Origin of the sequence: Streptomyces coeruleorubidus, from assembly GCF_008705135.1 — a bacterium.
GTDB classification, from domain to species: domain Bacteria; phylum Actinomycetota; class Actinomycetes; order Streptomycetales; family Streptomycetaceae; genus Streptomyces; species Streptomyces coeruleofuscus.
In genome coordinates, this window is record NZ_CP023694.1 from 7,137,045 (window position 1) to 7,163,321 (window position 26,277).

Here is a 26,277-nt window from a genome sequence, read left to right on the forward strand (position 1 = left end):
AGCGGCACTCCGGTACCTGTGTCAGTGGGCGTTCTTGTTGCGGTACAGACGCATGGTCAGCGGTGCGAAGACGGCCACCAGCCCTGCCGACACGCACAGGACCAGGCCCACGTCCCAGAAGCCGGCCGTGCCGTGCATGAGCTCGCGGGAGGCTGTCGCCGCGTGGCTCATCGGGTTGGCGTCGACGATGGCCTGCATCCAGCCGGGCATCGTCTCCGGCATGACGAAGATGTTGCTCATGAACAGCAGCGGATACAGCACGATCATGCTGGTCCCGGAGACCCGTTCGGGCTCGCTGGCCACCACGCCCAGGGCGGCGAAGATCCAGCTCACGCTGAACCCGAAGACGATCAGCACCAGCATCGCGCCGACCACGCCGAGGAAACCGCCGTCGGCGCGGAAGCCCAGCAGCAGCCCGAGGGACACCGTGGTCGCCAGGGCGACGACGTACCGGAGCACGTCACCGAGGAGACTGCCCGCGAGCGTCGCCGGCTGCCAGAAGGGGAGCGTCCGGAAACGGTCGAAGACGCCCTTGTGGATGTCCGTGTTGAGCGAGGTGCCGGTGTAGACCGTCATCATGACGACCGCCTGCACCGTCACGCCCGGGAGGTAGAACTGCAGGTACTCCTCGGTGGAGTCCGCGAACGCCCCGCCGAACAGGTACGTGAACATCAGCAGGAAGATCAGCGGCATCAGGACGATGTCGATCAGCTGCACCGGGAAGTGCTTGAACGCCATCATCGCCCGCCACAGATGGGTCAGGGTGGCGGACACCGCCGTCGCGCGGGCCGGCCGTTCACCCGCGGACAGCACCGTCCGCAGCTGACCGCTCACAGGGGTCGTGGATTCCACGGTGCCGGGGGACGTCGTCATGCCACCTTCTCCTCTTCCGCCGCTTCTTCCGTGGACCGGTCATCGGCCGGGTGGCCGGTCAGCGCCAGGAAGACCTCGTCGAGACTGGACTGGCCGAGGGAGAAACTGCGCACCTCCAACTGCGTGCGCGACAGCTCGGCCAGGGCCCGCATGCCCTGCCGGGGGTCGTCGATCCGCGCGCTCAGCGCCGTCGGATCGGAGTCGCGGTGGATCGTGACGCCCAGTTCCGCGCTCAGCAGCCGTTCCGCCTCGGCACGCGACTGGGCGTCGTGCAGGCGCAGCCGCAGGACGTTGGACCCGAGCGAGGACTTCAGCTCCCCGGTGGTGCCCTCCGCGATCACCCGGCCGTGGTCGATGACCGCGATGCGGTCGGCCAGTTGGTCCGCCTCGTCGAGATACTGCGTCGTCAGCAGCACCGTCGTGCCGGCGTCCACCAGAGCCCGCACGATGTCCCAGACCTGGTTCCGGCTGCGCGGGTCGAGACCGGTGGTCGGTTCGTCCAGGAACAGCAGGTCGGGGGTGACGACGATGCTCGCGGCGATGTCGAGCCGCCGCCGCATGCCACCGGAGTAGGTCTTCAGGAGCCGGTCGCGGGCGTCGCCCAGTCCGAAGCCGTCGATCAGTTCGGCGGCGCGCTCCCTGGCCCGGGCCCAGGAGTAGCCCTGGAGCCGGCCCATCATGACGAGGTTCTCCGTACCGGTCAGGCCCTCGTCGACGGAGGCGTACTGGCCGGTGACACTGATCCTGCGGCGGACCGTATCGGGTTCGCTCGTCACGTCGTGACCGAAGACCCGGGCCGTACCGCCGTCGGGACGCAGCAGCGTCGCCAGCATGCGGATGGTGGTGGACTTGCCGGCGCCGTTCGGCCCCAGGATCCCGTAGACGAGACCGGCCGGGACGTCGAGGTCCAGGCCGTCCACCGCCCTCGTCCCGTTGTAGACCTTGACGAGACCGGACGTTTCGATGGCCCGTGTCGGCTGCGTGTTCACCTAACGCCCCCAGTAGTCACATGGAGCAGACAAAGCGTGCACTCTAATTTATTTCGGTCAATCGGGTTCACGTTGAGTACCGTAGCCCCCAATGAGGACACTTCATGGCCGCGATGGCCTCGTTCGCCGAGCCATTTTTCGTACGGGGCTCCACCGCGCCTCGTGACCCTTTCGAGTGGGGCGCCCGACGCTGGGGGTGCGGCGGCGGACGCCGCGAACTCTGGAGGTTTGAGGTGGCCTTGACGAAGCCGGATGTCGATGTCCTCGTGGTGGGCGGCGGTCTCGGGGGGCTGTCCACCGCCCTGTTCCTCGCCCGCCGGGGGGTGCGGGTCCTGCTGGTGGAGCGGCACGCCACCACCTCGGTCCTGCCCAAGGCGGCAGGCCAGAACCCGCGCACCATGGAACTGTTCCGCTTCGGCGGCGTGGCCGACGAGATCCTGGCCACGGACGACATCCGCGGCGCCCAGGGCGACTTCACCATCAAGGTCGTGGAGCGCGTGGGCGGTCGCGTCCTGCACAGCTTCGCGGAGAGCTTCGAGGAGCTGGTCGGTGCGACGGAACAGTGCACGCCCATGCCCTGGGCGCTCGCTCCCCAGGACCGGGTGGAGCCCGTCCTGGTGGCCCACGCCGCCAAGCACGGCGCGGAGATCCGGTTCGCCACCGAACTGACCTCCTTCCAGGCGGGCGACGACGGTGTCACGGCCCGCCTGCGCGACCTGGGCACCGGAGCGGAGAGCACCGTGGGCGCCCGCTACCTGGTCGCCGCCGACGGACCCCGCAGCGCGATCCGGGAGAGCCTGGGCATCACCCGGCACGGTCACGGCACCCTGGCCCACTTCATGGGCGTCATCTTCGAGGCCGACCTCACCGCCGTCGTACCGCCCGGGTCCACCGGCTGGTACTACCTGCAGCACCCGGACTTCACCGGCACGTTCGGCCCCACCGACCGGCCCAACCGGCACACCTTCTACGTCCGCTACGACCCCGAACGCGGCGAGAGGCCGGAGGACTACACACCGCAGCGCTGCACCGAGCTGATCCGGCTGGCTGTCGACGCGCCCGGGCTCGTCCCGGACATCCTCGACATCCAGGCCTGGGACATGGCGGCGTACATCGCCGACCGGTGGCGCGAAGGGCCGGTGCTGCTGGTCGGCGATGCCGCCAAGGTCACCCCGCCCACCGGGGGCATGGGCGGCAACACCGCCATCGGCGACGGGTTCGACGTGGCCTGGAAGCTGGCCGCCGTGCTGCGCGGCGAGGCGGGCGAGCGGCTCCTCGACAGCTACGGGGCGGAGCGGTCGCTCGTGTCCCGCCTCGTCGTCGACGAGTCACTGGCCATCTACGCCCAGCGCATGGCTCCCCACCTGCTCGGCAGCGTTCCCGAGGAACGCGGCACGGCGCAGGTCGTCCTGGGCTTCCGCTACCGCTCCACCGCCGTCGCCGCCGAGGACGACGACCCCGAGCCGACCGAGGACCCGCGACGCCCGTCCGGGCGCCCCGGCTTCCGCGCACCCCACGTCTGGATCGAGCAGGACGGCACACGGCGTTCCACCGTCGAGTTGTTCGGCGATCGCTGGGTGCTCCTGGCCGCACCGGAGGGCGGCGCCTGGGGCCAGGCGGCCGCCCGCGCCGCCGCGGATCTGGGCGTCCGCCTCGACGTCCATCTCGTCGGCCGCGATGTCGCCGCCCCCTCCGGCGAACTGACGCGGACCTACGGGATCGGCCGGGCGGGGGCCAGCTTGGTGCGCCCGGACGGCGTGGTCGCCTGGCGTACGGCGGTAGCGCCGGGAGCGGAGGCCCAGGACCAGCTGAGCACCCTGCTCACCCGGCTGCTGGCCCGCTGACCGGAGCGTCCCGCGTCGGCGGCGCCGCCAAGGAGCGGTCCGCACCCGGCGACGCGGCTCGGGCCAGCCGCTCCGACAACTCCTGTATGTAATGAATCAGTTCAGGCGGCTCGTGCACCTCGAACTCGACGCCGAACATCCCGATGGTGAGCGCCAGCCACTCCAGCGAGTCGGCGGCCGAACGCAGCCGGCATGTCCGGTGATCGACCGCCGTGAGGATTCCGTCGCGCGGGCGGATCCGCTCCGCCACCACCTCGACCGGCGCGTGCAGGGTGACCAGCGCCCGGTAGCCGGCCAGCGAGGACGTGATCGACTGCGCCACATAGGCCGCCGCGTCCTCGGCAGGCAACTCGCGCTGCTGGAAACGCACCCCCGTCAACAGCAGCGATTCCATGCGGTCCACGCGGAAGGTGCGCCAGTCCTGCCGTCCCATGTCCCAGGACAGCACGTACCACTTACGGTTCACATGGACCAGACGGTACGGCTCCACCAGACGGCTGCTCGTCTCCCCGTCGCGCTTGCGGTAGGTGAATCTCAGCCGCTGCTGGTCGCGGCACGCCTGGGCCACTGACGCGAGGTGTTCGGGGCTCACGGTCGGGGTCACCGTGAACATGGGAACGGTGTACATCTGAAGGGCGTTGACCCGGCTGCGCAGCCGCTTGGGCAGCACCTGCTCCAGCTTGGCCAGCGCGCGGATCGAGGTGTCCTCGATGTCCGCCACGCTTCCCCCTGCGGCCGTCCGCAACCCGACCGCGATGGCGACCGCCTCGTCGTCGTCGAGGAGCAACGGCGGCAGACTGGCGCCCGCCTCCAGCCGGTAGCCCCCGCCGACGCCCGGTATGGCCTGAACGGGGTAGCCGAGATCCCGCAACCGTTCCACGTCTCGGCGCAGCGTCCGCGGACTGACCCCGAGCCGCTCCGCCAGCTTGCGCCCCGGCCAGTCCCGGCTGTTCTGGAGGAGGGACAGCAGACGGAGCATGCGGGATGGCGTCTCGGTCATGCTTCCAGGGTGGCACGAATCGCGGTCACTCTGTGGCCGCGATTCCCGCCGTCCCTTCCCCAGCCACACAGGCGGCCATAGCCACTCCCTGAATCACCTCTTATAGTCGTACGCAAGCTCGGTTTGCGGAGACCACGCCAGTTCCTTGCCGAGAAGACGGGGGAGTCGATGAGTAGCACCCGGTCGAGGACTGATCGCTGCGCCACCCCGACCCTATTGCTGCACGGCATCCGCTAATCGCGATACGGCCAGGTTGGCCGAAATAGCATTGCGAAGGGGCGGAGTTCCATCGACGGGGGAAAGGAATTCATGACCATCCGAGTCGTGATTGCTGAAGAGCTGGAAATGGTCCGTGCCGCGCTGGTTCTACTGGTGGAGCGTGAATCGGACATCAAAGTCGTCGCTTCCACAGGCGTCGGCAGCGAGTTGATCCGGACGGTTCTGGAGTACAGCCCCGACGTGACGGTCGTCGATGTCGACATGCACGAGCGGGAGGGTCTTCTCTCCGCCATGGCGATTCAGGAGCACCTCCCGGACTGCCGCACTCTGCTCACCGCGCGATTCGCCCGGCTGGCCACAGTGCGCCAGTCGCTGGCATCCGGCCTCGGCGGCCTGGTGCTGAAGAGCTCCCCCCCGGCGCACCTCAGCGATGCCATACGCAGCGTGCACGAGGGCCGCCGCGTCTTCGACACCGAACTGACGCTCGCCGCCTGGGGCAACACCGGATGCCCGCTCACGGAGCGGGAGATGGAGATACTCCAGCTCGCCGCCGCGGGGGACGACATCAACGAAATCGCGGTCAAGCTGTCGCTCTCTCCGGGGACGGTCCGCAACTATCTGGCGACGACCGTCCGGAAGATGGACGCGCGCAACCGGCTCGACGCGGTACGCATCGCCAGTATGTCCGGCTGGATCTGACCCTCGGTCACTGGCGGCGGACGGCCCGTCGGCTCAGGATCCGGTGAGCGGTGCCCACCAGGAGCGGCGGTCGCGATACCAGGCCACTGTCTCGGCGAGCGAGTCCCGGAAGTCCCGGCGTGGCCGGTACCCGAGCAGCGCGGTGATCTTCCCGTGGTCGACGGCGTAGCGCCGGTCGTGTCCCTTGCGGTCGGCGACGAATTCCACGGAGTCCCAGCCGGCGCCCACCGCGTCCAGCAGGAGAGCCGTCAGCTCCTTGTTGGACAGCTCCGTGCCGCCGCCGATGTTGTAGATCTCGCCCGGGGAGCCTCCCTCCCTTACCAGTTCCACCGCGTCGACGTGGTCCTCGACGTGCAGCCAGTTCCGCAGGTTGCCGCCGTCACCGTAGAGCGGCACCCGACCACCGCTCAGCAAGGCCGTCACAAAACGCGGAATGACCTTCTCCGGATGCTGATGGGTGCCGTAGTTGTTCGAGCACCGGGTGATCCGGACATCCAGCCCGTGCGTGCGGTGGTACGACAGCGCCAGCAGATCGCTCGACGCCTTCGTCGCCGCGTACGCGGAACTGGGGCGCAGCGGATCGCTCTCCGTGCTGGCACCGACATCGACGGAGCCGTACACCTCGTCCGTGGAGATGTGGACGAAGGTCCTGGGGGCGTGGCGCAGGGCCGCGTCCAGCAGCGTTTGCGTACCCATCACGTTGGTGCGCACGAACTCCGCGGCCCCGAGCACCGAGCGGTCGACGTGTGACTCGGCTGCGAAGTGGACGATCTGGTCGTGCTCGGCGACCAGTCGATCGACGAGCGGGGCATCGCAGATGTCACCGTGGACGAAGGCGAACCGCTCGTCGCCGCGGACGGGATCGAGGTTGGCCGGATTGCCTGCATAGGTCAGGCTGTCCAGCACAGTGACCCCGACCGAGCCGTCGCCGCGCGGGCCGAGCAGGGTGCGGACGTAGTGCGAGCCGATGAAACCGGCACCGCCTGTCACCAGGATCTTCGTGGTCATGAGGAGATCTCCACCCTGCTGTCGTCACCGAGGATGAGACGGGAACCTGCGGGTACGCGGGGGGCCGGAGCGACGGTCACGTTCCGCCCCAGGAGCGAGTGCTGGACCCGGCGCGTGCCCGTGAGCCGGGAGTCGCCCAGCATGATGGAGAACTCGATCTCGCTGTCCTCGATCGAGCAGTTCTCCGCGATCGACGTGTAGGGCCCGACGTACGATCCCGTCACCACCGTCCCGGCCCCGATGACGGCGGGCCCCACGATGCGCGACGCCCGGATCTGCGCGCCCGCCTCGATCCGCACCCGCCCCACCAGTTCGCTCGCCGCGTCGACCTGGCCCTCCATGCCCGGCTCGATCCCGTCCAGCACGGAGCGGTTCACTTCCAGCATGTCGGCGACGTTTCCCGTGTCCTTCCAATAACCGGAGATGGTGATGGACCGTACGTCGTAGGGTCCGTCGAGGAGCCACTGGAGGGCGTCCGTGATTTCCAGCTCGCCCCGCCCTGACGGTGTGAGGGCGCGCACCGCCTCGTGCACGACCGGCGTGAACAAGTAGATCCCGACCACGGCGAGATCACTGCGGGGGTGCCTCGGCTTCTCCTCCAGCGCGACGACCCGGCCGTCCCAGCCGATCTCCGCCACGCCGAAGCTGGACGGGTCGGAGACACGGGTGAGCAGGATCTGGGCGTCGGGGCGCTCCGCGCGGAACTTGTCGACGAGTTCCGCGATGCCGCCGACCACGAAGTTGTCCCCGAGATACATGACGAAGTCCTCGTCGCCGAGATAGTCGCGGGCGATGAGGACAGCGTGAGCCAGACCCAGGGGCGCCTCCTGCGGAAGGTAGGTGACGCGGAGCCCGAATCTGTCGCCGCTCCCGACGGCCTTGCGGATCTCGTTGGACGTCTCCCCGACGACGATGCCGACCTCGGTGATGCCGGCCTGAGCGATGTCCTCGAGGACGTAGTAGAGGACCGGCTTGTTGGCTACCGGCACCAACTGCTTGGGAGACGTGTGTGTGAAGGGCCGCAGGCGCGTGCCCGACCCCCCGGACAGGACGAGAGCCTTCATGCCGCCGGAGCCTAGGCGGCACCGCTCAAGCCCAACTGGTGTACGGATCGCGGGCGCGCGGTCCCGGGGCCCGGGATTGCTGGGTCCGTGAACAGGAGAAGACCGTTGGCTGAAGAAGCGCCCCGACCCGAAGACCAGAGGTGCCGCCGCACCCCCTCCTGACCCGCATGCGTACAGGTCAAACGGGGTGCGGCGGCGTCCGCCTGTCAGATGTCCCGGAAGATCTCGATCTGCGCCCCGATCGAGTTCAGCCGCTCCGCCAGGTCCTCGTAACCCCGGTTGATGACATACACGTTGCGCAGCACCGACGTGCCCTCGGCCGCCATCATCGCCAGGAGGACGACCACGGCGGGGCGCAGGGCGGGCGGGCACATCATCTCGGCGGCGCGCCAGCGGGTCGGGCCCTCCACCAGGACACGGTGGGGGTCCAGCAACTGCAGCCGTCCGCCGAGGCGGTTGAGGTCCGTCAGATAGATCGCCCGGTTGTCGTAGACCCAGTCGTGGATGAGGGTCTTGCCCTGGGCGACCGCCGCGATGGCCGCGAAGAACGGGACGTTGTCGATGTTCAGGCCGGGGAACGGCATGGGGTGGATCTTGTCGATCGGCGCCTCCAGCTTGGAGGGCCGGACGGTGAGGTCCACCAGCCGGGTGCGGCCGTTGTCGGCGAAGTACTCGGGCGTGCGGTCGTGGTCGAGGCCCATCTCCTCCAGGACCGCCAGCTCGATCTCCAGGAACTCGATCGGCACCCGGCGCACCGTCAGCTCCGACTCGGTGACCACGGCCGCCGCGACCAGGCTCATCGCCTCGACCGGGTCCTCGGAGGGGGAGTAGTCCACGTCGACGTCGATGGTCGGCACGCCGTGCACGGTGAGCGTGGTGGTGCCGATGCCGTCGACCTTGACGCCGAGGGCCTCCAGGAAGAAGCACAGGTCCTGGACCATGTAGTTGGAGGAGGCGTTGCGGATGACGGTGATGCCGTCGTGCCGGGCGGCGGCGAGCAGCGCGTTCTCGGTCACCGTGTCGCCGCGCTCGGTCAGCACGATGGGGCGGTCGGGGCGGACCGAGCGGTCGACCATCGCGTGGTACTGGCCCTCGGTGGCGGCGATGTCGAGACCGAACCGGCGCAGGGCGATCATGTGCGGCTCGACGGTGCGCGTACCGAGGTCGCAGCCGCCGGCGTAGGGCAGCTTGAAGTGGTCCATGCGGTGCAGCAGCGGACCGAGGAACATGATGATGGAGCGGGTGCGGCGGGCCGCGTCCGCGTCGATCGACGCCAGGTCCAGTTCGGCCGACGGCACGATCTCCAGGTCGACACCGTCGTTGATCCACCGGGTGCGCACGCCGATCGAGCCCAGCACCTCCAGGAGGCGGTACACCTCCTCGATGCGGGCGACGCGACGCAGCACTGTGCGCCCCTGGTTGAGCAGTGAGGCGCACAGCAGCGCGACACACGCGTTCTTGCTCGTCTTGACGTCGATGGCGCCGGAGAGACGGCGCCCGCCGACCACCCGCAGGTGCATCGGACCGGCGTAGCCGAGGGACACGATCTCGCTGTCGAGGGCCTCCCCGATCCGCGCGATCATCTCAAGGCTGATGTTCTGGTTGCCGCGCTCGATCCGGTTCACGGCACTCTGACTGGTTCCGAGCGCCTCGGCAAGCTGCGACTGAGTCCAGCCCCGGTGCTGCCGGGCGTCACGGATGAGCTTGCCGATGCGTACGAGGTAATCGTCTGCCATGCGGTTGAGGTTATCTCAGATATGAGATGGCGCCCGACCGGGGGGTCCATTCGGGTGACGGGAAGTCAATCCTCCCCGGTGACTTCAGGGTCGGCGACTCGTGCGCGTGCGTCGCCATCCGAAAGGTCCGGGCAAATCCATCGATGTCGTACGACGTCCCGTGCTGCTGCGCGTGTAACGCGGGCCGTTCTTCCCGCCGCCGGTCGTGATGGACCAGGAGCGCTTGTTGATGTTCAGACGCACCCCCGGAAGGATCCGGAAACTCTTGCGGAACGTGAGCGGCATGCCTGTCTCCTCTCCGTTCGTGGCGTGGATACCTGGTTCGGATACCCCGGAGAGGGGCGTGCATGACCGCATGGCGGACGCCGGGGCATGACCAACCGCGCCCGGTGTACTAGAGTTATCTCGACATCGAGATATCTGCCGAGGAGCACCGCAGACGCAAGCCGTCAACGAGTCCAACGGTAAGGGTTACCTAACTTAGCCTTACCTTAGCGGATCGGTCGAGAGGCCGTGGCGGCAGGATCGTGGTGGTACGCGCACATCAATGAAGGAGACTGTCGTGTCGGCGAACAGCTTCGACGCCCGCAGCACGCTGCAGGTGGGCGACGAGTCGTACGAGATCTTCCGGCTGGACAAGGTCGAGGGCGCCGCGCGCCTCCCCTACAGCCTGAAGGTGCTGCTGGAGAACCTCCTCCGCACCGAGGACGGCGCGAACATCACCGCCGACCACATCCGCGCCCTCGGCGGCTGGGACTCGCAGGCCCAGCCGTCGCAGGAGATCCAGTTCACGCCGGCCCGCGTGATCATGCAGGACTTCACGGGCGTTCCCTGCGTCGTGGACCTCGCGACCATGCGTGAGGCCGTGAAGGAGCTGGGCGGCGACCCGGCGAAGGTCAACCCCCTCTCCCCGGCCGAGCTGGTCATCGACCACTCCGTCATCGCCGACAAGTTCGGCACGAACGAGGCCTTCGCGCAGAACGTCGAGCTGGAGTACGGCCGCAACAAGGAGCGCTACCAGTTCCTGCGCTGGGGCCAGACCGCCTTCGACGACTTCAAGGTCGTCCCGCCCGGCACCGGCATCGTCCACCAGGTGAACATCGAGCACCTGGCGCGCACGGTCATGGTGCGTAACGGCCAGGCGTACCCCGACACCCTCGTCGGCACCGACTCGCACACCACCATGGTCAACGGCCTCGGTGTGCTGGGCTGGGGCGTCGGCGGCATCGAGGCCGAGGCCGCCATGCTCGGCCAGCCGGTCTCCATGCTCATCCCGCGCGTCGTCGGCTTCAAGCTCACCGGTGAGCTCACCCCCGGCACCACCGCCACCGACCTCGTGCTGACCATCACCGAGATGCTCCGCAAGCACGGCGTCGTCGGCAAGTTCGTCGAGTTCTACGGCGAGGGCGTCGCCGCCACCTCCCTGGCCAACCGCGCGACCATCGGCAACATGTCGCCGGAGTTCGGCTCCACCGCCGCGATCTTCCCGATCGACGACGAGACCATCAAGTACCTCAAGCTCACCGGCCGCTCCGAGCAGCAGCTCGCGCTCGTCGAGGCGTACGCCAAGGAGCAGGGCCTCTGGCTGGACCCGAAGGCCGAGCCGGACTTCTCCGAGAAGCTGGAGCTCGACCTGTCGACGGTCGTGCCGTCCATCGCCGGCCCGAAGCGCCCGCAGGACCGTATCGTCCTGGCCGAGGCCGCCCAGCAGTTCGCGAAGGACGTCCTCAACTACGTCGACGCCCCCGTCGCCCAGCAGGCCGCCGCCTCGGCCTCCCCGGTGGACGAGGCGAGCGCCGAGTCCTTCCCGGCCTCCGACGCCCCGGCCTACGGCAACCAGGAGAACGGCGCCGGCGCCCCGCAGCACGCCGACGGCACCGGTGCCGCCGTCCCGTCGAACCCGGTCACCGTCACCGCCCCCGACGGCTCGACCTACGAGATCGACCACGGCGCCGTGACGGTCGCGGCCATCACCTCCTGCACCAACACCTCCAACCCGTACGTCATGGTCGCCGCCGCGCTGGTGGCCAAGAAGGCGGTGGAGAAGGGCCTGACCCGCAAGCCGTGGGTCAAGACCACCCTCGCCCCGGGCTCCAAGGTCGTCACCGACTACTTCGAGAAGGCGGGCCTGACCCCGTACCTCGACAAGGTCGGCTTCAACCTCGTCGGCTACGGCTGCACCACCTGCATCGGCAACTCCGGCCCGCTGCCGGAAGAGGTCTCCAAGGCCGTCAACGACCACGACCTCGCGGTCACCTCGGTCCTCTCCGGCAACCGGAACTTCGAGGGCCGTATCAACCCCGACGTCAAGATGAACTACCTGGCGTCCCCGCCGCTGGTCGTGGCCTACGCGCTCGCCGGCTCCATGAAGGTGGACATCACCCGTGACGCCCTGGGCACCGACCAGGACGGCAACCCCGTCTTCCTGAAGGACATCTGGCCCTCCGAGGCCGAGGTGAACGAGGTCGTCGCCAACGCCATCGGCGAGGACATGTTCTCCAAGTCCTACTCGGACGTCTTCGCGGGCGACGCCCAGTGGCAGGCGCTGCCGATCCCGACCGGCAACACCTTCGAGTGGGACTCCGAGTCCACCTACGTCCGCAAGCCCCCGTACTTCGAGGGCATGACGATGGAGACCACCCCGGTCTCCGACATCTCCGGCGCCCGCGTGCTGGCCAAGCTGGGCGACTCGGTCACCACCGACCACATCTCCCCGGCCGGTGCGATCAAGGCCGACACCCCGGCCGGCAAGTACCTCACCGAGCACGGCGTCGAGCGTCGCGACTTCAACTCCTACGGCTCCCGCCGAGGCAACCACGAGGTCATGATCCGCGGTACGTTCGCCAACATCCGCCTGCGCAACCAGATCGCGCCGGGCACCGAGGGCGGCTACACGCGCGACTTCACGCAGGACGGCGGCCCGGTCTCCTTCATCTACGACGCCTCGCAGAACTACCAGGCCGCCGGCATCCCGCTGGTCGTCCTGGCCGGCAAGGAGTACGGCTCCGGCTCGTCCCGCGACTGGGCCGCCAAGGGCACCGCGCTCCTCGGCGTCAAGGCCGTCATCGCCGAGTCGTACGAGCGCATCCACCGCTCGAACCTCATCGGCATGGGCGTCCTTCCGCTGCAGTTCCCGGAGGGCCAGTCCGCCGAGTCCCTCGGTCTGACCGGTGAGGAGGCCTTCTCCATCTCCGGCGTCACCGAGCTCAACGAGGGCACCACCCCGCGCACGGTGAAGGTCACCACCGACACCGGCGTCGAGTTCGACGCGGTCGTCCGCATCGACACCCCCGGTGAGGCGGACTACTACCGCAACGGCGGCATCATGCAGTACGTGCTGCGCAGCCTGATCCGCAAGTAGGCGGACCGGCAAGACCGTTCACGGCAGTTCGAGGGCCGCGTTCCCGGGTGACCGGGGGCGCGGCCCGCTGCCGTTGGCGCCAGGCAGGGCCGGGAGGCCGACCGCACGGGGTCGTCGCCCACGCTCAGGCTGAACACGGGATTCCCTCAGCGGGCCCGGAAGTCGCACGCCGGGGTCCCGGCACTCTCCCGGTGACCGCCGGGTCACTCGCCCCGGTACTTCGCCGCCGCGGCCTGGGCGAGGTCCTGCGACTTGGCCAGGGCCATGTCCACCGACTGCTTCCCGGCGATGGCCGCGGCGATCTGCTCGGAGACCGCGGTACCCAGCACGGCGAACTCGGGAATGCCCACGAAGCCGATTCCGGGGTAGGGACGGGGGCCGACGCCGGGGTTCTTCGGGTCGGCGGAGTCGGTCGCCGCCGTGTACTCCTGCCGGTACCAGGCGCCGGCCGCCTGCTGGTACTCGGGATTGGCGTAGAGCGACCTGCGGTTCCCGGCGGGCGCAGCGGTCCAGCCCACCTCCTGCCCGACCAGCTCCTGGTACTCCTTGGAGGAGGCCCAGGAGATGAACTTCCAGGCGGTGTCCCTGTTCTTGCTGGCCTTCTGGATGCCCCACGCCCAGGTCCACAGCCAGCCGGCCTTCTCCGTCCTGTCGTGCGGCGCTGGGACATAGCCGACCTTGCCCTTGACCGCCGAGCCGTCGGCCTCGACCGACGAGGCCAGGACGGTGGCGTCGTACCACATGGCGCACTTGCCCGCCACGAAGGCGTCGAGGACCTCCAGGAAGCCCATGCGGTGGGCGTTGGGCTGACCGTGCTCGCGGACCAGATCGACGTAGAACCGCACCGCATTGCGGAACTCCGGTGAGGTGAGCCGGGCGTTCCACTCCATGTCGTACCAGGCGCCGCCGAACGTGTTCACGACGGTGTTGATCGGCGTCAGGTTCTGCCCCCATCCGGGCAGACCGCGCAAGCAGATGCCGCTCGTGCCGTCCGTGCCGTCGATCCTGGCCGCGAGCGAGGCGACCTGCTCCCAGGTCGGGTTCGCGGGCATGGACAGGCCGGCCTGGCGGAAGAGGTCCTTGCGAAACGCCAGGAAGGAACCCTCCCCGTAAAACGGCTGGGCGTAGAGCCTGCCGTCGGCCCCGGTCAGCGATGCGACGAGGTTGGGGAATATGTCGGCCTGGTCGAAGTCCTTGTCCGCCCTCACGTAGGAGTCCAGCGGGGCGAGCCAGCCGCGCTCCGAGTAGATCGGCACTTCGTACGCGCTCACGCTCGCCACGTCATAGTGCCCGCTCTGGCGTGCGAACTCGCGGTCCATCCTCCTGCGGACGTCGTTCTCCGGCAGCAGCGTGTAATTGACCTCTATGCCGGTCTCAGCGGTGAAGTACTTCTTGGTGAGCTTCTTGAGGTCCTGCATCGGCGGATTGCCCACGCTGAGCACGTTGATGCTGCCGTTCGATCCGCCGGGCGGCTGCGGGTCCGTGTCCCCGCAGCCCGACAGGACCAGGCCGGTGACGGCTGCGGCGGCCACGGCCAACCGGACGAGGCGGCTGCGTTTCATGGCACTTCGGCCCCTACCCATCTCGGCCGGTTTTAGGCATTTCTGGACAAACGCGCTGTTCATGGGCGACCCCGCCGGGCCGCCGCGCGTCTGGAGAGAGCGTCGGCCGCGACCGCGGCCAGCAGCACCCCACCCGTGATCATGAACTGCACTGCGTCCTCGACACCCAGCAGCCCCATGCCCGAGGCGATCGACTGGATGACCACTACGCCGAGCAGCACGGACCAGGGCGAGCCACGCCCGCCGAACAGGCTCGTACCGCCGATGACGGCCGCGGCGATCGCGTTGATCAGCAGCATCCCGGAGCCCGCGGCACGGGCCGTCGTGGGGCTCGCCGAGGTCAGGCCCGAGGCCACGAAAAGCCCGCCGATCGCGGCCAGCGTCCCCGACACCATGAACATCGCGACCCGCACCCGCTCCACGCTGATGCCCGCCCGCCGCGCCGCCTCGACCCCGCCGCCGAGCGCGTACACCCGCCGCCCGTAGCGGGTGCGGCGCAGCACGTAATCCGATACGACGAGGACCACCAGGAAGATCAGCAGCGCGAGCGGCAGCCCCTGGAACCGGTTGAGCGTGTGGGCCGCGGCGAAGGCCAGCACCGCGAGGAGACCGGTGCGCAGCCCGATCTCGCCCGTCGGCCGGTACGGCATCCCGGCGGCCCGGTGCCGGGCGCGCTTGCGGCGGGCGGCCAGGAAGTACCCGGCCGTGCCGAGCGCCGCCACCGCGTACGCCGCCACGTCGTCATCGAAGTGCCGGCTGGTCAGGGAGGCGACCAGGCCCTCCTCGTCGATGTTGATGGTGCCGCTCGCGCCCAGCAGGTCGAGCGTGAGGCCGTTCCAGATCAGCAGTCCCGCGAGGGTCACGACGAACGCGGGCACGCCGAGCCACGCGAAGAACACGCCGTGGAAGGCGCCCACCGCCATGCCGGCGGCGATCGCCACGATCACCGCGAGCCACTCCGGCATCCCGTGGTTCACGTTCAGCACGGCGAACGCGGCGCCGGCCAGGCCGCTGACCGAGCCGACCGACAGATCGATCTCCCGGATCAGCAGCACGAACACGATGCCGACGGCGACCAGACCGGTCCCGACGATGTCCACGCTCAGATTGGACAGGTTGCGCGGCGAGAGGAACTTGTCGTCCAGCGCCTGGAAGACGATCCAGATCACGATCAGCCCGGCGACCACCAGCAGCGGCCCGCGTTCGGCGTCCCGCACGCTGCCGCGCATCTCCAGGGCGTAGTCGCGCAGGCCGCCGGGCCAGCCGCGGGTGCGCGGCCCGCGGCCCGGCGCGACCGGCCCGGCGCCGCCGCCCCGGGGCGGTCCGCCCCCGGTCACGGCCACGCCTCCTCGTCGCCCTTCGTACGATGCGCCACGGCGTTGTCCGCCGCCCCCGTGACGGACGAGATGATCTGCTCCTGCGTCACGGTACTGACGTCGAACAGACCGTTGTTGCGACCCAGCCGCAGCACGGCGACCCGGTCCGCGACGGCCTTGATGTCGCCCATGTTGTGACTGATGAGGATGATCGCCATACCGCGGTCGCGCACCTCCTCGATGAGGTCGAGCAGATGGCTGGTCTGCTCGACGCCCAGGGCGGCGGTGGGCTCGTCGAGCAGCAGCACCTTGGGCGCGCCCATGAGCGAGCGGGAGATCGCGACGGCCTGCCGCTGCCCGGCGGACAGCGCCGCGACCGGCATGCGCACGTCGGGGATACGGATCGACAGGGTCCGCATCAGGTCGCGGGCGCGGCGCTCCATCTCCACCTCGTCGAGGATGCCCACCCGGTCGATCTCCCGGCCGAGGAAGAGATTGCCCACGACGTCCAGGTTGTCGCACATGGCGAGGTCCTGGTAGACGGTCGCGATGCCCAGGGAGTGGGCGTCGTGCGGGCGTTTGATCTGCACGAGCCGCCCCTCCCACTCGATGACGCCCCGGTCGGCGGGGCTCACGCCCGAGATCACCTTGATCAGCGTGGACTTTCCGGCGCCGTTGTCGCCCGCCAGGGCCACGACCTCACCGGCCCGCACCTGGAGGTCGACGTCCACGAGTGCCTGCACGCCGCCGAACCGCTTGGAGATGCCGCGCAACGCCAGGACGGGTGGATGGGCCACGGGATACCTCCCTCACCGGGTGAGTCCGGCCCGGTCGCAGGCCGACCGGAGCTTCGGGGTGCAGATCTGGTCGATCGTGTAGATGCCGTCCCGGACGAGGGTCCGGCCGATGGTCCCGGCCGTCACGGAGACCGGGTCGAGCAGCACCGCCGGGACGTCTTTCGTGGTGGGGCTGTCCACGGTCGTCGTGACGAGGGCGTCGAGGTCGTTGCCGCGCGCCAGGGCGACGGCCATGGCGGAGGCCGCCTCGGTCTCCTGCCGGAAGGGCTTGTAGACGGTCATGTACTGCTCGCCCTTGACGATGCGCCGCACGGCGTCGAGGTCGGCGTCCTGGCCGGTGACCGGGGGCAGCGGCGAGACGCGGGCGCTCTTGAGCGCCGCGACGACGCCGGAGGCGATCGAGTCGTTGGCCGCGAGCACACCGTCGATCCGGTTCGGGCCGAGGGCATTGATCGCGGCGGACATGTGGTCGTGCGCGTTCTCCGTGCGCCAGCCGATCGTGTTGTACGACTTGAGGATCCGCACCTTGTCCTGGAGCACGGACCGGGAGCCGTCCTCGTACCAGGCGGCGTTGGGGCTGGAGGGATCGCCGTTCACCATCACGACACCGCCGTCGTCGGCCCCGGCTCCCATGCCCTTCAGCAGTGCCTCGCCCTGGAGTCTGCCGACCCGGCCGCCGTCGAAACTGACGAAACCCGAGATCGGGCCCTCGGCGAGCCGGTCGTAGGCGACGACCGGGATACCCGCGCGGTCCGCCGCGCGGACCGAGGAGCGCAGCGCCTTGGGGTCGACGACGTCCAGGATCAGGACGGACACACCCCTGGTGATCATGGAGTTCATCTGCTGCCGCTGGCTCGCCGCGTCGTTCTCCGCGTTGGCGTAGGCGATCGTGCAGTCGGCGCAGAGTTCCTTCACCCGCTTCTCGATCAAGGGCTTGTCGGACTGCTCCCAGCGGGGCACCGCCCGGCTCGGCAGGAGCAGCCCGACGGTGAACCCGTCCTCACCCTGCCCGCCGTCCTCGGTACAGCCGGCCAGGGACACCGCCATGACGACCGCGACGAGCCCGGCGCCCAGCCCCCACCTACGGCTCCTCATCCGGGACCTCCCTCCTGGGCACGCCCCGGCTGCCGGGGCCGCTCCGGTGGCGGCGCCCGGGGGCGGCCCGGGCTCGGCCCTCGCTCGCGTCCGGGTTCGGCTCCGGGGCCCGGCCGGTTCGGCCTTCGCCCGCGCTCGGGTTGGGACCCGGGTTCCGCGCTCGGCTCCGGGACTGATCGCGGTCCCGGCTCCGGCTTGAGCCTTGGGTTGTGTTCGTGCCGGGTGTTTGGCTCTCGTCCGGGTCCGGGTCCGGGTTCCGGTTTCGGCTCCGGGTCGGGCTGGGGGCCCGGGTTTTGTCGGTGTCCGGGGTCTGGTTCTCGTCCGGGCCCGGGTCCCGGTCTGGGGTCCGGGTTGGGTCGAGGGGCCGGGCCTTGTTCGTATCGGGGGCCTGGGCCTCGTCCGGGTCCGGGTTCCGGTTTCGGCTCCGGGTTCGGCCGGATGCCTTGCCTCCGCTGCGGTCGCGGTCACGGATGCGGCCGATGCCCCAGCTCCGGTTGCGGCCGATGCCCCAGCTCCGGCCGGGCTCCCGTTCCTCTTCGGGCTCGACCCACGGTTCCGGTTCCGGCGTCGGCTCCGCTTCCGGTTCCCGGTCCGCTTCCGGCTCGTGGCGTGAGACGACGATCTCGCTCCACACCTGCTTGCCGCCGCCGACCGGCACCGATCCCCAGGCCGCCGACAGCGCCTCGACCAGGAAGAGTCCCCGGCCGCCGGTCGACTCCCAGTCCACGACCACGGGCTTGGCCGGCGCCCGCGGCGAGGAGTCGCTCACGGTCACCCGCAGCCGGTCCGCGGCCAGGGTCAGGTCCAGCCGGAGCGCACCCTGCGTGTGCACGAGCGCGTTCGTGACCAGCTCCGACACCACCAGCAGAACGGTGTCGGCCTCGTCCACGACGTCCCACGAACGCAGCGTGCGCGCGCTGAACCGGCGGGCGTGCATGACCGCGTCCGGCAGCCGCCACACCACCCAGCCCGCCCGCACCGGCCGCACCCGCATCCCGTCGTAGCGCAGCAGCAGCAACGCCACGTCGTCCTCCCGGCGGCCGGCCTCGCCGAGCAGCTCGTCGGCCATCCGCCCCGGGTCGGAGGGATCGGCCGCGGCGAGCGCCTCGCGCACGATCCGCATCCCTTCGTCCACGTCCAGCTCGGCAGACTCGACCAGCCCGTCCGTCACCAGCGCGAGCACCGAGCCGGGCGCCAGCGCCAACGCCGTCAGCGGGAAGTCCGCGTCCTCCAGCACGCCCAGCGGAAGCCCGCCCTCGACCGCGATCTCCTCCGTACCGCCGTCGGGATGACGCACCAGCGGGGACAGATGCCCGGCCCGCACGAACAGCGCGTTGCCCTCCTCCATGTCCAGCTCGACGTAGCAGCACGTGGCGAACAGGTCGGTCTCCATGCCGACGAGCAGCCGATTGGCGTGCGCGACGACCACGTCCGGCGGATGACCCTCCACGGCGTAGGCCCGGACCGCCGTGCGCATCTGGCCCATGATCGTCGCGGCTCCGGCGCTGTGCCCCTGCACGTCACCGATGACCAGGGCCACCTTCCTGTCCGACAGCGCGATCACGTCGTACCAGTCGCCGCCCACCTGGAGCCCGCGCCGGGCGGGCAGATAGCGGGCCACGGCGGTGCCCCCGGGCAACTGGGGGAGGCGGCGCGGCAGCAGGCTGCGCTGGAGCATCGTCGCGAGTTCCTGCTCGGCGTCGTAGGCGTGCGCGCGGATCAGGGCCTGCCCCACCAGCCCCGCGGTCGCCGTCAGCAGGGCCCGCTCCTCGGGCGCGAACTCGTGCGGCGCGTCCCAGCCGACCAGGCACACCCCGGCGACCCTGCCCTTCGCCGGCAGGGGCAGGACCGCGAGCCCGCCGGGGCCGATCCCCGCGAGCCCGGGTTCCAGTACGGCACCCGCCGGCCACAGGCTCATCCGCCCGTCCCGCAGCGCCGCCTGGAGCGTGGGCAGGGCGGTGACCGGCGCGTCGGGCCACTCCGAGCGCCACTCGGAACGCCACAGCTCCGGCCAGGCACCGGCCCCCGGCGGATCGAGCACGGTGACCGCCAGCCGGTCCTCCAGCAGCTCGGCGAGCGCCACCCGGTCGGCACCCAGCGGCTCGCGCAGCGCGGCGACCACCACGCGGCTGACGTCCCGGACCGTCGTGGCGTCGTCGAGCGCGGCCGTCAGCCACTGGATCCGGGCGACGTCGCTGGCGCTCCGGCGCAGCACCGGTGCCGCGGTCACCACACCCAGCACCCGCTCCGGGGAGCCGTCGGGCCTCTTCAGCACGCGGCAGTTCAGGCGCAGCCAGCACAGTTCACCGGTGGCCCGGCGGGTACGGAACTCCAGTTCCCGGCGCCCGGGGGTCTGCGCGGACGGTTCGATGACCGACATCAGGGCCGGGACGTCCTCCGGGACGCTGTACGAGAGCAGGGAGTCGGTCTTGCCGTCGAAGCCGCCCTCGGGAATGCCCACCAGTTCGAGCAGGGCCGGGTCGGTCTCGACCAGCCCGGTGCCAGGGGTCAGGGCGAAGGAACCGACCCCCAGGGCACGCAGGGCGGAGTCCAGCAGGGGCGAGGGGGCGGACCGGTCGGCCTCGCCCCGGAGCCGTCCGGCGACCGCCTCCGCATACCGCTCCAGAAACTCCCGCTGCTCGGCCCCGAACCCCTCCCCGGCCTCTCCCACCACGACCAGACACCCCAGCCACCCGCCGGCGGCCCCCAGCGGCACCGCCCCGAGCGGCGCACCGGCGACTCCGCCTTCCTGCCGACTCGCGAGCCACAGCGGCCGCCCGCTCCGGAAGGCCTCGACCACGGCGGGCCCACTGTCTCCCGACGCCGCCGCGTAGCCCGGCTCCGGAGCGGGCGAGGTGCCCCCGCCGTGCCGGACGCGACTCGGCAACCCGTACCGCTCCGGCTCGCCGCCGGCCGCCTCCACCAGCCGGAGCTCCGCACCGTGCTCGCTCCGTACGTACACCGCCGCCAGCGCCACCCCGGCGAACGCCAGGACCCGCTCCCGTGCGGCGGACTCCGGCGTGCGACGAGGCGAACCGGTGCCCGCGTGCCCCGGCACCCGAAGGCCGGGGGCCGCGGCCCGGGCATCGCCGAAATGGGGCATGTCCGCATCCACCTCCCGTCCATGCCGCAGCTACCGGCAGGTGGGAGTCCCCGGAACTCAGGCGACGACGACGCGGCGGATCCACGCCCCACATGAGCGGCAGGGCACCCACACATCAGAATCGCACACCTGGATAACAGGGACATATGGGACGGGCGGACCGGCTCGGCCGTCGATCCGGTGTTCTCCGGCCACGCGCGTCTTTCAGGAGCCGCCGCCCGCTGACGTCGCGCCGCATGGCCCACACCGAAACCGAGCCCACGGCGGCACTGATCAAGGGGCTGCCGCGCGACCAGCGCCCCGACCTGGCCGATCTCCCTGTACGGCCCGGCGCGCGCGGCTCGGACAACCGGCTCTGGCGCCTCGGTGACGACCTGGCCGTCCGGTGCCCTGGGTTGTGCGGTCCGCCGACGCGCTGCTGCGATGGGGGCACACCTGGCTCGCTTCCCTCGCCCCACACCTGCCGTTGCCGATCCGCGTTCCGCAGGGACACCGAAGCCGGGGACCGAACGGGCCCGGTGACCGAAGCCCACCGGGCCCGTCCGAAGCGATCGTTCAGCCCACCCGGCAGGGCAGGCTCGTCGTACTGTCACCGCCCGATCCGGAGACGGTGTACCCGAACGTCGTGCTCTTGCCCGGATCGAGGGAGCCGTTCCAGCCGGCGTTGTGGACCATCACCGACTGGCCGTTGTAGGTGGCGCTGCCGCTCCACAGGCTCTCGATCCTCTGGCCGGACGGCAGGGTCCAGTCGACCATCCAGCCGAGCATCGGGACGGTGCCGGTGTTGGTGACGGTCACCTCGGACTGGTGGCCGCCGTTCCAGCTGCCGGTCGTCTTGCGGGTGGCCGTGCAGGTGCCGGGCACGGGCTCGGACGGGTTGCCCGGCTGCTTGATGCCGGTCACCTCGCCGTTGCCGCCGTCGAAGACGACGTCCGAGCAGGAGTAGAAGGTCTCCTGGCTGTCGGAGCGCTGCCAGACCATGTAGATGATGTGGCGGCCCGACTTGCCCTCGGGGAGCTTGCCGGTCCAGGAGTAGTTGGCCTCGACCGTGCCCGGGGAGCCGTTCAGCGGCGGGTGGTCGACGCTCAGGAACGGCCGCTCCTCCATGTCGTTCCAGGTGAGCGTCTTCGTCGGGTCGAAGCCGTCCTTGGTGATGTAGACGTAGAACCAACCCGGGTGCGCCGCCCAGGCGTTGTACGAGAAGTCGACCGTCGCGCCCGAGGTGAGGTGGGTGAGCGGCCAGTCCTTGCTCGGCGTGTTGAACCCGGTGAAGTTGGGGTTGCCGCCGCTGCACAGCTCGCCGTCCGGGACGAAGCCCCGGGTGCGGCCGGCGCCGTCCGAGCGCAGCACCGAGAACCAGTTGTAGAACGGCGTGGTGCCGCTGACCTGCTGCGCGCCCCGGCACGCCGGGTTGACCGGCTTGATCTCACCGGTGTCGGTCAGACCGTCCTGCCAGCACAGGAAGGTGCGGCTGCCGGGCTTCATGGGGGTGCCGTGTGCCTCCGCCTCACCACCGGCCGTCATGACCAGGCCGAGGGCCGGAACGGTGACGAGGAGGGAGAGCAGGACCAGGAAGAGGGCCCTGGTCCGGGTGGAGAGCGCTGATCGGGGCATGGGGGGTCCCCCCGTATTTCTTGTCAGGATCATGACAGCATCGTCCGTTCCTCGAGGTACGGGCCTGTGGATGCGTGTGCGCGGATGCGCGGGATGGGAGCGACTCGATGGCGGGTTCCGGTCCACCGTTATGGGAGCGCTCCCATCCCGCTGCTGCGGAAGTTAGCGCCGGGCGGCGCAGTTGTCTACGGCTGCGGCGCGAGAGCGCCGGTCAGGACGGACGGGCGCCCGGGTCGGCGCATCCGGCCTCACCGCCGCCTGACGAACTGGCGTCGTAGTTTGTGAAGTTGACTTTACTTCCCCTTCACGGTTGGCTGCGGATCCGACCTTTCATGATCCGGGGGGATCCCTTGAACCGCACCATCCGTGCAGCCGTCTGCGCCGTCGCCACCGCCGGTCTCGCACTCGGTCTCAGCTCCTGTTCCGAGGCGGTCGACCAGGTCGACAAGGCAGTGGACGAGACGTACGAAGTCACCTACGAGGTCACGGGGAAGAACGTCGACTCGATCGAGTTCCACGGTGGCGGTGGCAAGGCCATGGAGCCGAAGGTCGAGTCGGTGTCGAAGCCGGAACTGCCCTGGAAGAAGACGGTCACGCTGCGCGGCATCATGCCCGCGGCGGTCATGCCGGTCGCCGCTGACCCCGAAGGCGCCCAGGTCACCTGCAAGATCATCCACAAGGGCAAGGTGCTCGAGGAGCAGAGTGCCGATGGATTGGTGACCGCGGGCGGGTGCACCGCGGAGTCCCCGGTGGGGAAGTAACTCCGAACCGCGGGGGCTTGGGGCGGGCCGGCGTCCCGCACCCTGAGTTCCGGCCGGATCCCAGGTCGACGAAGCGAGTCCCGGCCGGACCTCAGGTCGGCGAACCCCGAACGGTGACCGCGAACCGTGCGGGCATCACTCCGGCCCGCCCAGCACCTCCCGCACCCAGCCAAGTTGACGCCGCACCTGCACCGCGTCACCCCCCTCGTGCCCGTTGAACGGATACGCGTGGATCTCCTTGCGCGGGTCCGTGCCGGTCAGTTCGGCATAGCGGTTGAACGCGGCGTACGCCCCGCTCGGCGGGCACACCGTGTCCCGCAGCCCCACGCCGAAGTGAGCGGGGGCCTGTGCGCGACGGGCGAAGGAGACGCCCTCGACGTAGGAGAGCGTGCGGTAGGCGTCGTGTCCGGCGCCACGGTGGACGGCGAGGTACGAGGCGATCTCGCCGTACGGCCCCGCGTCCGTGAGGTCGAGCGCGCGGCGGATGCCGCACAGCAGCGGGGCGGTGACGAGCAGCGCCGCCAGGTCGGGGACGAGCCCCGCGACGGCCAGGGCCAGCCCACCGCCCTGGCTGTTGCCGGCGGCCACGGTGCGCGCGGGGTCGACGCCGGGCAGCTCCCGCACCGCCGTGATCGCGCGCACCGCGTCCGTGATCAGGCGCCGGTAGTGGTAGTCCTCGGGAGCGAGCAGGCCGCGTACCGCCGGGCCGGGGCCGCCCGGGGCGGTGGCGTGCGGGTCGGGCGTATCGCCGCCGCAGCCGTACTCGTCGCCCTGGCCGCGATTGTCCATGAGCAGGTGCGCGTACCCGGCGTTGACCCAGGTGAGGCGCTCGTGCGGCAGGCCCCGGCCGCGTCCGTACCCGGCGAACTCGACGACGGCGGGCAGGGGTTCATCGATCCCGGCCGGCCTGCTGAACCACGCGCGTACCGGGTCGCCCGCGAAACCCCGGAACGTCACGTCCCAGGTCCGTGTCAGCCTCAGGCCCGTCTCCACCGGCCGCACCGACACCAGCGGGTCCGCCTGGCCGGCCTCCTTCAGCGTGCGCAGCCAGAAGGCGTCGAAGTCGGCGGGCTCCGCGACGTCCGGGTGATGGCGTTCCAGTTCCGTCAGCGGCAGGTCGAAAGCGGGCACGGCGGCACCTCGCAGGAATCGGTGGTCATCCAGAAACTTGCGGTGGACGTGGGTGGCAGATCTCTGCGGTCTACCCAGGTTCGACGCGATTCCAACGCGGCACAGACGCCTCACCGACTGCCGCCGCCCCCATTGACAGCGCTTTCTGCTGCCCTTAGGTTGCCGCGAAGTTACCGGTAAGAGCTCGAAAGTTTCGGTTCCGCGTCCCATGCCCCGGGAGGCCCGAGCAATGAGCACGTCCACCACGTCGGCCCCGCCGGGCACCGAGGATCCGCCTCCGGCCCCAGCCGCACCCCGACGCGGCAAGCGCGACCCCGCCCGGACCGGCTGGCGGCGGGCCCTGCGCCGCGACTGGCAGTTGTACTCGCTGGCGATCCTGCCGCTGCTGTTCTTCCTGGTCTTCCGCTATCTGCCGATGATCGGCAACGTCATCGCCTTCCGGCGTTTCGAGCCGGGCGGGTCGATCTTCGGCGAGGAGTGGGTGGGGCTGCGCTATGTGCAGATGTTCCTCAACGACCCCACCTTCTGGCAGGTGTTCCGCAACACCCTGTGGATCGGCGGGCTCACGCTGCTGTTCTGCTTCCCGGTCCCGATTGTGCTGGCGCTGCTGCTCAACGAGGTGCGCCGGCGCTCCCTGAAGCGGTTCGTGCAGTCGGTGTCGTACCTGCCGCACTTCCTGTCGATCGTGATCGTCGCGGGCATCACGATGCAGATGCTGGCCAGCGACGGCCCGGTCAACCACCTCCTCGGCTGGTTCGGCCACGAACCGATCCGCTTCATCCAGGAGCCCGAGTGGTTCCGCACCATCTACGTCGGCTCGGAGATCTGGCAGACCGCCGGCTGGGGCACGATCCTCTACCTCGCCGCGCTCACCACGATCGACGAGGACCTGTACGAGGCCGCGCGCATCGACGGGGCCAACCGCTGGCAGCAGATCTGGCACGTCACCCTGCCCGGCATCCGGCCCACCATGGTCACGCTGCTGATCCTCAACGTCGGCGCGTTCATGGCGGTCGGCTTCGAGAAGGTCCTGCTGCTGTACAACCCGCTGACGTATCCGACCGCCGACGTGATCTCGACGTACGTCTACCGGTCCGGTGTGGAGTCGAACAGCTTCAGCTACGCCGCCGCCATCGGCCTGTTCGAGGCGGTCATCGGCCTGATCCTGATCACGTCCGCCAACCAGCTCTCGCGCCGCACAGTGGGGACGAGCCTGTGGTGAAGCCGAGTCGTTCCTACCGGGTCTTCCAGGGCGTCAACGGGGTGGTCCTCACCCTCGTCGTGCTGGTCACCCTGTACCCCTTCGTCAACATCCTCGCGCGGTCCTTCAGCGGGGAGCGGCAGATCCGGGCCGGTGAGGTGACCCTGCTGCCCAAGGGGTTCAACCTCACCACGTACGAGATCGTGTTCCAGGACTCGATGTTCTGGCGGAACTACGGCAACACCGTGCTGTACACGGTCGTGGCGACGGCCGTGGCCATGGTGCTGACGACCTGTTACGCCTACGTGCTGTCGAAGAAGCACCTCAAGGGCCGTGGCGTGCTCGTCGGGATCGCCGTGTTCACCATGTTCTTCACCGGTGGCCTGATCCCCAACTACATCCTGGTCACCAGCCTCGGCCTGAAGAACAGCGTCTGGGCGATCGCCCTGCCGAACGCGATCAGCGTCTTCAACCTCCTGGTCATGAAGGCCTTCTTCGAGAACCTGCCGACCGAACTGGAGGAGGCCGCGCAGATCGACGGCCTCAACACGTACGGCACCCTGCTCAGGATCGTGCTGCCGCTGTCCAAGGCGGTCGTCGCGACGATGGTGCTGTTCTACTCGGTGTCCTTCTGGAACTCCTGGTTCAGCGCCTTCCTCTACATGGACCGGACGGATCTGATGCCGGTCACCGTCTACCTGCGCAACCTCATTCAGGGCGCCACCGGCGGCGGCAACGCCGGCGCGGGCACGGAGCAGCTCAGCCAGGTCGGCGCGAACATCCAGTCGGTGACCATCGTCCTCACCGCCCTGCCGATCCTCTGCGTGTACCCGTTCGTCCAGCGCTACTTCGTCTCCGGCGTGATGCTCGGCGCGGTCAAGGGCTGACGCCGCTTCCTCAACTC

The 26,277-nt window shown here is 69.9% G+C and carries 19 protein-coding genes and 1 pseudogene; 6 read left to right on the forward strand and 14 right to left on the reverse strand.

Going from position 1 to position 26,277, the window contains the following annotated elements; genetic code table 11:
- Positions 1-21: 21 nt before the first annotated feature.
- Complete coding sequence (gene drrB / locus CP976_RS33005; RefSeq protein WP_100109121.1) at positions 22-873, reverse strand: daunorubicin/doxorubicin ABC transporter permease DrrB; 852 nt, start codon at positions 871-873, stop codon at positions 22-24.
- The gene (gene drrA, locus CP976_RS33010) at positions 870-1,862 is read right to left on the reverse strand and encodes a daunorubicin/doxorubicin transporter ATP-binding protein DrrA (RefSeq protein WP_150483583.1); all 993 of its coding nucleotides are present in this window, start codon (positions 1,860-1,862) and stop codon (positions 870-872) included. Before drrA ends, drrB begins: the two co-directional genes overlap by 4 nt.
- Positions 1,863-2,095: 233 nt before the next feature.
- Between drrA and rdmE the strand changes: the two genes are divergently transcribed.
- The gene (rdmE, locus tag CP976_RS33015; protein WP_244403670.1) at positions 2,096-3,706 is read left to right on the forward strand and encodes an aklavinone 12-hydroxylase RdmE; all 1,611 of its coding nucleotides are present in this window, start codon (positions 2,096-2,098) and stop codon (positions 3,704-3,706) included.
- On the opposite strand, the gene CP976_RS33020 is transcribed toward rdmE, so the two are convergent.
- Entirely contained in the window at positions 3,684-4,706 is a 1,023-nt protein-coding gene (locus CP976_RS33020) for a helix-turn-helix transcriptional regulator (protein WP_150483585.1), read from the reverse strand. The two genes, rdmE and CP976_RS33020, sit on opposite strands and share 23 nt — an antisense overlap.
- 309 nt (positions 4,707-5,015) lie before the next feature.
- On the opposite strand from CP976_RS33020, the gene CP976_RS33025 reads away from it, so the two are divergent.
- A complete protein-coding gene (locus CP976_RS33025) occupies positions 5,016-5,624 on the forward strand; it encodes a response regulator transcription factor (protein ID WP_150483586.1) in 609 nt (202 codons plus the stop codon).
- Positions 5,625-5,657: 33 nt separating this feature from the next.
- On the opposite strand, the gene rfbB is transcribed toward CP976_RS33025, so the two are convergent.
- The 4 genes from rfbB to CP976_RS33045 all read right to left on the reverse strand — a co-directional run bounded on the left by rfbB (position 5,658) and on the right by CP976_RS33045 (position 9,717).
- Complete coding sequence (gene rfbB, locus CP976_RS33030) at positions 5,658-6,632, reverse strand: dTDP-glucose 4,6-dehydratase (protein WP_150483587.1); 975 nt, start codon at positions 6,630-6,632, stop codon at positions 5,658-5,660.
- Complete coding sequence (locus CP976_RS33035; RefSeq protein WP_150483588.1) at positions 6,629-7,696, reverse strand: glucose-1-phosphate thymidylyltransferase; 1,068 nt, start codon at positions 7,694-7,696, stop codon at positions 6,629-6,631. Before CP976_RS33035 ends, rfbB begins: the two co-directional genes overlap by 4 nt.
- Before the next feature lie 206 nt (positions 7,697-7,902).
- The gene (locus CP976_RS33040) at positions 7,903-9,432 is read right to left on the reverse strand and encodes a helix-turn-helix domain-containing protein (RefSeq protein WP_086843405.1); all 1,530 of its coding nucleotides are present in this window, start codon (positions 9,430-9,432) and stop codon (positions 7,903-7,905) included.
- 84 nt (positions 9,433-9,516) lie between these two features.
- Positions 9,517-9,717, reverse strand: a complete 201-nt coding sequence (locus CP976_RS33045) for a DUF4236 domain-containing protein (RefSeq protein WP_086602445.1) — start codon at positions 9,715-9,717, stop codon at positions 9,517-9,519.
- 277 nt (positions 9,718-9,994) lie between these two features.
- Here CP976_RS33045 and CP976_RS33050 point away from each other — a divergent pair, with 277 nt between their 5' ends.
- A complete protein-coding gene (locus CP976_RS33050; RefSeq protein WP_150483589.1) occupies positions 9,995-12,793 on the forward strand; it encodes an aconitate hydratase in 2,799 nt (932 codons plus the stop codon).
- Between the two features lie 203 nt (positions 12,794-12,996).
- Here CP976_RS33050 and CP976_RS33055 read toward each other — a convergent pair whose 3' ends face one another.
- The 6 genes and pseudogenes from CP976_RS33055 to CP976_RS33085 form a co-directional block, all read right to left on the reverse strand.
- Positions 12,997-14,355 (reverse strand): ABC transporter substrate-binding protein, encoded by a 1,359-nt coding sequence (locus CP976_RS33055; RefSeq protein ID WP_150483590.1) that lies wholly within the window; start codon positions 14,353-14,355, stop codon positions 12,997-12,999.
- Between the two features lie 59 nt (positions 14,356-14,414).
- Positions 14,415-15,698 carry a sugar ABC transporter permease gene (locus CP976_RS33060; protein ID WP_150483591.1) on the reverse strand — a complete coding sequence of 428 codons (1,284 nt, stop codon included), beginning with the start codon at positions 15,696-15,698 and terminating at the stop codon, positions 14,415-14,417.
- A complete protein-coding gene (locus tag CP976_RS33065) occupies positions 15,689-16,468 on the reverse strand; it encodes an ATP-binding cassette domain-containing protein (RefSeq protein WP_086843413.1) in 780 nt (259 codons plus the stop codon). The genes CP976_RS33060 and CP976_RS33065 overlap by 10 nt, the downstream gene beginning before the upstream one ends.
- Before the next feature lie 12 nt (positions 16,469-16,480).
- Positions 16,481-17,563 carry a substrate-binding domain-containing protein gene (locus CP976_RS33070; protein ID WP_150483592.1) on the reverse strand — a complete coding sequence of 361 codons (1,083 nt, stop codon included), beginning with the start codon at positions 17,561-17,563 and terminating at the stop codon, positions 16,481-16,483.
- Between the two features lie 598 nt (positions 17,564-18,161).
- Positions 18,162-20,666, reverse strand: a pseudogene (locus CP976_RS33075) (SpoIIE family protein phosphatase); the annotation flags it as partial.
- A 555-nt stretch (positions 20,667-21,221) separates the two neighbouring features.
- Positions 21,222-22,280: a lytic polysaccharide monooxygenase auxiliary activity family 9 protein gene (locus CP976_RS33085; RefSeq protein ID WP_150483593.1), complete on the reverse strand. Its 1,059-nt coding sequence runs from the start codon at positions 22,278-22,280 to the stop codon at positions 21,222-21,224.
- A gap of 350 nt (positions 22,281-22,630) precedes the next feature.
- Here CP976_RS33085 and CP976_RS33090 point away from each other — a divergent pair, with 350 nt between their 5' ends.
- Positions 22,631-23,041 (forward strand): MmpS family transport accessory protein, encoded by a 411-nt coding sequence (locus CP976_RS33090; RefSeq protein ID WP_150483594.1) that lies wholly within the window; start codon positions 22,631-22,633, stop codon positions 23,039-23,041.
- A 135-nt stretch (positions 23,042-23,176) separates the two neighbouring features.
- On the opposite strand, the gene CP976_RS33095 is transcribed toward CP976_RS33090, so the two are convergent.
- The gene (locus tag CP976_RS33095) at positions 23,177-24,172 is read right to left on the reverse strand and encodes an acetylxylan esterase (RefSeq protein WP_150483595.1); all 996 of its coding nucleotides are present in this window, start codon (positions 24,170-24,172) and stop codon (positions 23,177-23,179) included.
- Between the two features lie 229 nt (positions 24,173-24,401).
- On the opposite strand from CP976_RS33095, the gene CP976_RS33100 reads away from it, so the two are divergent.
- Together CP976_RS33100 and CP976_RS33105 are read left to right on the forward strand one after the other, a co-directional pair.
- Positions 24,402-25,394: an ABC transporter permease gene (locus tag CP976_RS33100; RefSeq protein ID WP_150483596.1), complete on the forward strand. Its 993-nt coding sequence runs from the start codon at positions 24,402-24,404 to the stop codon at positions 25,392-25,394.
- Complete coding sequence (locus CP976_RS33105) at positions 25,388-26,260, forward strand: carbohydrate ABC transporter permease (RefSeq protein WP_150483597.1); 873 nt, start codon at positions 25,388-25,390, stop codon at positions 26,258-26,260. The genes CP976_RS33100 and CP976_RS33105 overlap by 7 nt, the downstream gene beginning before the upstream one ends.
- The last annotated feature ends 17 nt before the right edge of the window (positions 26,261-26,277 follow it).

Bases quoted from the DNA above. Each gene is read 5' to 3' on its own strand.
- drrB (WP_100109121.1), bottom strand. From the start codon at position 873: ATGACGACGTCCCCCGGCACCGTGGAATCCACGACCCCTGTGAGCGGT.
- CP976_RS33020 (WP_150483585.1), bottom strand. From the start codon at position 4,706: ATGACCGAGACGCCATCCCGCATGCTCCGTCTGCTGTCCCTCCTCCAG.
- CP976_RS33025 (WP_150483586.1), top strand. From the start codon at position 5,016: ATGACCATCCGAGTCGTGATTGCTGAAGAGCTGGAAATGGTCCGTGCC.
- rfbB (WP_150483587.1), bottom strand. From the start codon at position 6,632: ATGACCACGAAGATCCTGGTGACAGGCGGTGCCGGTTTCATCGGCTCG.
- CP976_RS33035 (WP_150483588.1), bottom strand. From the start codon at position 7,696: ATGAAGGCTCTCGTCCTGTCCGGGGGGTCGGGCACGCGCCTGCGGCCC.
- CP976_RS33040 (WP_086843405.1), bottom strand. From the start codon at position 9,432: ATGGCAGACGATTACCTCGTACGCATCGGCAAGCTCATCCGTGACGCC.
- CP976_RS33045 (WP_086602445.1), bottom strand. From the start codon at position 9,717: ATGCCGCTCACGTTCCGCAAGAGTTTCCGGATCCTTCCGGGGGTGCGT.
- CP976_RS33055 (WP_150483590.1), bottom strand. From the start codon at position 14,355: ATGAAACGCAGCCGCCTCGTCCGGTTGGCCGTGGCCGCCGCAGCCGTC.
- CP976_RS33070 (WP_150483592.1), bottom strand. From the start codon at position 17,563: ATGAGGAGCCGTAGGTGGGGGCTGGGCGCCGGGCTCGTCGCGGTCGTC.
- CP976_RS33085 (WP_150483593.1), bottom strand. From the start codon at position 22,280: ATGCCCCGATCAGCGCTCTCCACCCGGACCAGGGCCCTCTTCCTGGTC.
- CP976_RS33100 (WP_150483596.1), top strand. From the start codon at position 24,402: ATGAGCACGTCCACCACGTCGGCCCCGCCGGGCACCGAGGATCCGCCT.